The 7,730-nt window shown below is 43.5% G+C and carries 6 protein-coding genes and 1 tRNA gene; 5 read left to right on the forward strand and 2 right to left on the reverse strand.

The window, feature by feature from the left end; translation table 11 throughout:
- Positions 1 to 5: 5 nt before the first annotated feature.
- The gene (gene rsmH / locus A3775_RS12200) at positions 6 to 899 is read right to left on the reverse strand and encodes a 16S rRNA (cytosine(1402)-N(4))-methyltransferase RsmH (protein ID WP_066425159.1); all 894 of its coding nucleotides are present in this window, start codon (positions 897 to 899) and stop codon (positions 6 to 8) included.
- A 677-nt stretch (positions 900 to 1,576) separates the two neighbouring features.
- Between rsmH and A3775_RS12205 the strand changes: the two genes are divergently transcribed.
- From A3775_RS12205 to A3775_RS23570, 4 genes are all read left to right on the forward strand, one after another.
- Entirely contained in the window at positions 1,577 to 2,761 is a 1,185-nt protein-coding gene (locus A3775_RS12205) for an NAD(P)H-quinone oxidoreductase subunit H (protein ID WP_066382922.1), read from the forward strand.
- Between the two features lie 260 nt (positions 2,762 to 3,021).
- A complete protein-coding gene (locus A3775_RS12210; RefSeq protein WP_066425161.1) occupies positions 3,022 to 3,561 on the forward strand; it encodes a GAF domain-containing protein in 540 nt (179 codons plus the stop codon).
- Positions 3,562 to 3,726: 165 nt separating this feature from the next.
- Positions 3,727 to 3,813, forward strand: a tRNA-Ser gene (locus tag A3775_RS12215).
- 188 nt (positions 3,814 to 4,001) lie between these two features.
- Positions 4,002 to 4,109 carry a type II toxin-antitoxin system PemK/MazF family toxin gene (locus A3775_RS23570; RefSeq protein WP_197480143.1) on the forward strand — a complete coding sequence of 36 codons (108 nt, stop codon included), beginning with the start codon at positions 4,002 to 4,004 and terminating at the stop codon, positions 4,107 to 4,109.
- Between the two features lie 69 nt (positions 4,110 to 4,178).
- Here the strand turns inward: A3775_RS23570 and A3775_RS12220 are convergent, their stop codons facing one another.
- Positions 4,179 to 5,954 carry an SWIM zinc finger domain-containing protein gene (locus tag A3775_RS12220; protein WP_066425163.1) on the reverse strand — a complete coding sequence of 592 codons (1,776 nt, stop codon included), beginning with the start codon at positions 5,952 to 5,954 and terminating at the stop codon, positions 4,179 to 4,181.
- Between the two features lie 186 nt (positions 5,955 to 6,140).
- Here A3775_RS12220 and lpdA point away from each other — a divergent pair, with 186 nt between their 5' ends.
- The gene (lpdA, locus tag A3775_RS12225; RefSeq protein ID WP_066382961.1) at positions 6,141 to 7,568 is read left to right on the forward strand and encodes a dihydrolipoyl dehydrogenase; all 1,428 of its coding nucleotides are present in this window, start codon (positions 6,141 to 6,143) and stop codon (positions 7,566 to 7,568) included.
- Positions 7,569 to 7,730: the final 162 nt, after the last annotated feature.

A 7,730-nucleotide genomic window follows, 5' to 3' on the forward strand; every position in this document is an offset into this window, starting at 1 on the left:
AATCCCTAAACCCTCTCTGCTATCCTGAGTTTGGCAGAACGCGATCGCGGGTTATTGGCAATTTCAGCTTCAACAGCAGTAATTGGCTTTTTTGTCAAGACTTTTAATAGGGGTGAATTACGTAAACCATGTTTTACTAAACGGTCTTCTAGACTATGAAAGCTGATAATGGCAATTTTGCCACCTGTGACTAGGGCGTTAGGTGCTGTAGTTAAAAAAGTTTCCAGGGATTTTAACTCATCGTTAACGACAATACGCAACGCTTGAAACACACGGGTAGCCGGATGAATTCTACCATAACGGTATTGACGCGGCACACTAAAAGCGATCGCCTCAGCTAATTCTGTAGTGGTATGGAATGGTCTTTTTTCGACAATTCGTCTAGCAATGCGCCGTGATAGCCGTTCTTCTCCGTATTTAAAGAAAATATCTGCTAAATCCGTCTCATCCCACTCATTAATCACATCAGCCGCCGTCACAGCTTGCCTTTGATCCATTCGCATATCTAAACTACCAGTATGGCGAAAGCTAAAACCTCGCTCTGGAGTATCTAAGTGGTAAGAACTCACACCCAAATCTGCTAAAATCCCATCAAACCTAGCTGTGGGATAACTATATGCCGCAAAATTGCTGCGGATAAACGTAACTCTTTCGCCAAACTCCGCTAATTCCTTTTGTGCGGCGGCTAAAGCATCTTCATCTTGATCAAGTGCTGTTAACCGCACATCCGGCGCAGCCTCTAAAATTAGACGACTATGCCCGCCACCCCCTACCGTTGCATCTAGATAATGTCCCCCAGAATGTACCCCCAAACCTGTAATTACTTCCTGCGGTAACACTGGTAAATGGGAAAAAGTGGGTTCTTCGGTAGCGGGTAAGTTGGCAGAATGAGAATTCATGAGATTTTAGCGTAAAAAAATACATTTATATTATTTAAAACCCAAAAAGTCGCCCAATATAACTTGATAATTATTCTATGTTTAACCGTTAATTTGCTATTGAGTTTAGTTTTGATTGTCAGTGTGATAACTAATTAAAATCATATCGTGTGAGTCATGAGTAATTACCGGAAAATGCGAGCGATCGCCTGAATAATAACCTCTCATCATTGAGCTACTGAATACAGAACATCAAAAATACTCTATTCGCCAGTCGCTAAGAAAATCAAAATTGAAATGAAAAATATACAGGCGTATTTTTTCTGGTAAATTCAAATTTGAACGCAAAAAATAACTTATCTTAATATCTAGACTCAAACATCAAAACTTACCTCCCCTGTCTCAGCACTGCCGATTTTCCTCTCCCGACTCAGGCGAGATGAAAAAATCCCGTGCCTTAATTTATTGGATATCGAGCTTTCATATAATAGTTGAAGAAGTGAAACAAAATGCAACATCGAGAAACAGTCCTCTGCTGCCCCCATCCCTCCAACATACTCCTGTATGGGCAATAAATGCCGGGCTTGTCCCAAAATTATTGTCTCTACAAAAGTGATACTGGCAGACATGAAACTCGTGTCTGGATGGCATCTAAGCGGTTCAACTGAAAATTTTCTGAATGGGAGAACACGGAACTTATGGCAAGAATAGAAACCCGCACTGAACCTATGGTGCTGAACATGGGGCCACACCATCCCTCCATGCACGGGGTTCTGCGGTTAATTGTCACTTTAGATGGTGAAGATGTGGTTGACTGTGAACCGGTGATTGGCTACCTGCACCGAGGAATGGAAAAAATCGCCGAAAACCGCACCACCGTTATGTATGTCCCCTACGTTAGCCGATGGGACTACGCAGCAGGTATGTTTAATGAAGCTGTCACCGTCAACGCACCGGAAAAACTAGCAGGTATCACTGTACCAAAACGTGCCAGCTACATCCGCGTCATCATGCTAGAATTAAACCGCATCGCCAACCACCTGCTATGGTTTGGCCCCTTCCTAGCCGACGTAGGCGCGCAAACTCCCTTTTTCTACCAGTTCCGGGAACGGGAGATGATCTATGATTTATGGGAAGCAGCCACAGGCTACCGGATGGTAAATAACAACTACTTCCGTGTGGGTGGCGTTGCGGCTGATTTACCCTACGGTTGGGTAGATAAGTGTATGGAATTCTGTGACTACTTCCTACCCGTAGTTGATGAATACGAAAAGTTAGTTACCAATAACCCCATCTTCCGCCGTCGTGTTGAAGGTATAGGGACTATCACCCGCGAAGAAGCAATTAACTGGGGACTTTCCGGCCCGATGTTACGCGCTTCTGGTGTGAAGTGGGATTTACGGAAAGTAGACCACTACGAATGCTACGACGATTTTGACTGGGATGTACAGTGGGAAACTGCGGGAGATTGTTTAGCGCGTTACATGGTGCGGATGCGGGAAATGCGCGAATCTGTGAAGATTCTCAAGCAAGCCCTCAAAGGACTCCCCGGAGGCCCCTACGAAAACCTAGAAGCCAAGCGTTTAGCTGCTGGGAAAAAATCCGAGTGGGATGCCTTTGATTATCAATACATTGCTAAAAAAGTTGCTCCCACCTTCAAAATGCCCAAAGGCGAAGCTTACGCCCGTGTAGAAAGTGGTAAAGGCGAACTAGGTATTTATTTAGTAGGCGATGATAACGTCTTCCCCTGGCGGTGGAAGATTCGCCCAGCAGATTTTAATAACCTCCAGATTCTACCTCATTTGCTGCGGGGTGTAAAAGTCGCAGATATTGTCGTGATTCTCGGTAGTATCGACGTAATCATGGGTTCTGTTGACCGATAGCTATCTTCAGGGTGGGCAATGCCCACCTACAAGATTGTTCAAAATTAAAAATATTAAATTTTAATGAATTATGATGAGATTTACCAACAAAAAGTTATATTAATTGAAGTTTAAGTTATTCAAAATAAGGGAACTTTTGTTTATTATTCTATTAGTGCAGAATTATATAAAACCTTTTGGGGTAGTATAGTTTTGCCATAAAATCTCATCAATTACTATATAGAACTAACAGGTCTGACTGAATTTATAATTTTAAAACTGTGTCAATTTATCCTCACGCAGAATTTGATCCAAGTTCAAATACAAGTGCTGAAGAGGGCTTGAAAAAGGTTCTTGATCGTCTTGTGCAAACAATGCAAAGGGACGCATTGATTAGACAAACGACGCATCAACTTCGTGACGCTCTTCAGGTTGATCGTGTAGTTTTATATTATTTTTATTGGCAGTGGCATGGACAGGTAACTTTTGAATCCTTAAGTTCTCAGGAATTTTCCATCTTAGGATCAACAGGGCCTGATGAATGTTTTAAGGACGAATATGCAGCTTTGTATTTGGCAGGGCGTGTGAGAGCGATCGCTGATGTGGAAGCCGAACCTATAGAAGCTTGTCATCGGGATTTTCTCCGCACTATGCAAGTTCGTGCTAACCTAGTTGTACCCATTGTCACACCCAAAGGATTATGGGGGTTATTAGTCGCACATCACTGTCAAAGTCCACATTTTTGGTCACAACCAGACATTGAACTGATGCAAGCAGCAGCAAAAACTCTAGCCACATCAACATATATCCTTGACAGTTAAAGTTTGAGATGTAGCATCAGACAAGTGTAGTCTGTGGCATGACAAGCAGAATGATATATGTGGTACAATAGGTTGCGAACAAGCCGTAGTCTTTAGACAAGTAGCATGGGTTATAGGTAAACATTCCCAGCTTGGGAAACATACCACACCCCTAAATGAATATCTGGAGAGGTGGCAGAGTGGTTGAATGCACCGCACTCGAAATGCGGAAACAGGGTAACTTGTTCGGGGGTTCAAATCCCCCCCTCTCCGTTTAGTTAGCTTTGAAAAATTATAGATTCGCGCAAAGGCACACAGAAGAATCTAAAAGCCTGAGTGTGTAATGGCGGTTAGGTGAATGTTACGCGGTTAAAGTGAGGATGTTTTGTGTGCGATCGCTCGTAGATTGACCTTTTAAACTTAGAAGACTATGAAAACCGCCTAGCGCGTGGAGAAATTAAGTGGTAGATGTTCAACGAGGGGATGTATTTCTGTGTGATTTAAATCCAGTCGTGGGAACAGAACAAGCAGGAATTAGACCTGTTGTAATTGTACAAATGAGCAATTAGCATTGGCCTTGTCTACAATTCTGGGGTTACAGGGGAAAAACAATACATAAATTTGTCACAACTTATATTTCAATCCATACCCTCTTGTTCTAACATTCCCATGAATTTACGCTTACGCCCGTGGATGGCTATCAACAATTCTCGATAACGTGTCCAATCTGCTTGTCTTCCAGATGCTATATAGGCAGCGCGTGCTTGTTTTAACCATGCAATAGCTTCACCATAATATTCCGCTTTACCTGCATTCATAATTCTTTCGGCGCGACGACTGGCGTTAGCAATTACCCAGTCAGGATTATGATTAATGGCTGCTTCCATGACACGATGAATTAAAGGCGCGTGATGATGAGTCAGTTCGCTCACCGTTGCAATAGCATCATCAATTAATCCTTCATGTAAAAATATATCTACCTTTGCGGATTCCCTTCCCCAATCCTCACAGGTGTAAATTATTCTCAATAAATCTAGTTTAATGATTTCCCAGTCTTCTCCGGCTAATTCTGCAATCTTTTGATAATCTACAAACTGCGGCTTAACTTCAAAAGCGGCGGTGAGTGCTAATAAAGCAGCTTCACGATTACCCAATTCTAGGGCTAAATCACTTGTCCAAATTCCCAACTCGTACTGACAATTTCCCCATAACTCAAAACCAGCTGCGGCAATTTCTAAAGCTTGCGACAATGAACCTTGTTGTGCGAGAGTTTTAGCTAAAGCGAAAGCTTCTTCTTGGGAACTCATTTCTGTTTGGGCAGTGGCAACGGCTTCCTCTATCCTGCCTAAGCGTGCTAACATAGTGAGATATGCTTCCGTTTGTCCTTCTGCTTGCGCTACATACAGATATTCTGGGTAACGTTGTTGACGTTCTAAAATTTTCAGGCGAATAATTGCCAAATCATCTGCATATTCTGGTATTTCTTGCGCCCAAACCCCTTTTTCTGTGATATTTCCCTGGAGAACTAGCAGCAGTTGCGTGTCATTCCAACCTTGGCGTAAAGCTTCTAAAGCCATAGCAAAATCAGTATGCCATTCGTCTTGCCAGACTTCCAAATTTACTTGCAAATCAACTTTTTCTTCTGGGGTGAGTTCGGCACAGAGAATTACCTCACTCCAAACAAGATTCAATTCCCAGGAAATTTCATCATTATCAGCACCGTATTCTAATACCTCGTCCCAATTTTCTGCACAGGTAGAGGTAATGGCTTCTAGAATGGCGATCGCATTATAACTTTCTCCCCGTTCATTAAACTCTAACGCCGCTTGCACCAAACTAAATAATTCTTCTGTTAAAGGATCTTCCTCATATCCCTCCTCAAAGTAATCTACAGCATCCCGGAGAATTTGCTGAACGTCTCGTCGAAATCCCGCAACATTTACAGTAATTTGCCTTTCTGATTGAGTGGATAGAGGTTTGGGCGCAGGGTTCGTCATCCAACTGACGTGTTGATCGATAATATCAATTAGTTGGGGTTGCTCTGCAACTAATTCCTGCACCAGTCTTTGAGTCTGGAGATGATCAAGACGATTTAATAGTTGTTCTAGGGTAGGGCGTTGTTCAATGATATCTGGTTGACGGGTAAAAACCAGTATCGTTGCTACAATATGTTTACACCAACCATCGAAACTATAGGCACAATCACAGTTGGCTGAAGCTATACCTTGATCATGAAAATTCAGGCAGACATGATAAGGCTGGCCTTGATTACCTTCAACCTCGGCCTGTATCTGCTGTCCACGCTGGGTAATTTTAGTAACAGCACCTGATGCAAAGTATGCCTCACCGCGCTGAAAAGACTTCGAGTTGGCATAACGGCGGACTGTGAATTCACTGATATTCGGAAAAGACATTAAGCGATCGTTGGGAAAAATCCTATAGGTGATTGTAATTCCAGATTAATTATTCAGCCATAAGGCTGCAAATACTTTTATGGTCATAATGGGAAGATGAGGGGGACAAATCAATTCACAATGGGGGTTGCACGGATGGCAGGTGGAGTTGAGAATAGATTATGCGAAGCACACGGGGAAACTAACGTGAGTCATGACTTTGATTATGATTTAGTGATTATAGGCGCAGGTGTAGGGGGACATGGCGCAGCCCTACACGCGGTAAGTTGCGGCCTGAAAACAGCGATTATTGAAGCAGCCGATATGGGGGGAACTTGTGTCAACCGAGGCTGTATTCCATCTAAGGCGTTGTTAGCCGCATCTGGACGTGTGCGGGAATTGCGCGATGCCCACCACCTGAAGTCTTTGGGAATTCAGATTGGCGGTGTAGAATTTGATCGTCAAGCGATCGCTGATCACGCCAATAATCTTGTCTCCAAAATTCAAGGAGATTTAACCAACAGCCTCAAACGCCTGGGAGTCGATATCATCAGGGGTTGGGGTAAAATCGCCGGCATCCAAAAAGTGACGGTGACAGGCGAAGGTGGTGAAAAAACCATTACCGCTAAGGATATTATTCTGTCTCCTGGTTCTGTACCTTTTGTACCCCCAGGGATTGAAGTAGATGGTACAACAGTTTTCACTAGCGACCAAGCTGTGAAGCTAGAAAAACTCCCCCAATGGATAGCCATTATTGGTAGTGGTTACATTGGTTTAGAGTTCTCTGATATTTACTCAGCTTTGGGCTGTGAAATCACATTGATTGAAGCCCTTGATTTACTCATGCCAGGGTTTGACCGCGACATTGCTAAAATCGCAGAACGGGTACTAATTACACCCCGCGATATTGAAACAAAAGTGGGAATCTACGCGAAAAAAGTAATTCCTGGTTCGCCTGTAGTGATTGAGTTGGCAGATTTCAAAACTAAGGAAGTAGTCGATGTCATCGAAGTTGATGCTTGCTTAGTAGCCACAGGACGCATTCCTGCTACTCAAAATCTCGGTTTAGAATCTGTGGGTGTAGAACTAGACCGCCGTAATTTTATCCCGGTTGACGATCGCATGGCAGTGCTATCAGCCGGGGAAGTTGTACCGCATTTATGGGCAATTGGCGATGCTAACGGCAAGATGATGTTAGCACACGCAGCTTCAGCACAGGGTATAGTTGCTGTAGAAAATATGCTCGGACGGGATAGAAAAGCCGATTATCGTAGCATTCCCGCCGCCGCCTTTACCCATCCTGAAGTTAGCTATGTCGGCTTAACAGAAACAGCCGCTAAGGAATTAGGACAAGCTGAAGGTTTTGAAATTGCCACCAGTAGAAGTTACTTCAAAGGTAATTCTAAAGCCTTGGCAGAAAACGAAGCCGACGGTATAGCTAAAGTTATCTACCGCAAAGACACCGGGGAAGTTTTAGGTGTACACATTTTTGGTTTACACGCCTCCGACTTAATCCACGAAGCGTCAGCAGCCATAGCTAACCGTCAAACCGTCCAAACCCTAGCCCATTTAGTCCACGCCCACCCAACGCTGTCGGAAGTGTTGGATGAAGCATATAAACGTGCAGTTGTCTAGGTAGTAAGGGTGTCAGGGGAGATGAGGGAGTTATACCAATTCGCAATTCGCAATTCTCAATTCGCAATTAAGAAACTTAGATGAGGAAGATTTTTCCCCAAAAAATCTTTAATGCAAGAATTTTGCGAAAAGTTCTGTAGGCGGGTTTCCCGCCGTAGGAAA

The sequence above is a fragment of the Anabaena sp. 4-3 genome (assembly GCF_001597745.1).
Taxonomy (GTDB): Bacteria; Cyanobacteriota; Cyanobacteriia; order Cyanobacteriales; family Nostocaceae; genus Trichormus.

Coding starts and splice junctions, on each gene's coding strand:
- rsmH (WP_066425159.1), bottom strand. CDS start 899: ATGAATTCTCATTCTGCCAACTTACCCGCTACCGAAGAACCCACTTTT.
- A3775_RS12205 (WP_066382922.1), top strand. CDS start 1,577: ATGGCAAGAATAGAAACCCGCACTGAACCTATGGTGCTGAACATGGGG.
- A3775_RS12220 (WP_066425163.1), bottom strand. CDS start 5,954: ATGTCTTTTCCGAATATCAGTGAATTCACAGTCCGCCGTTATGCCAAC.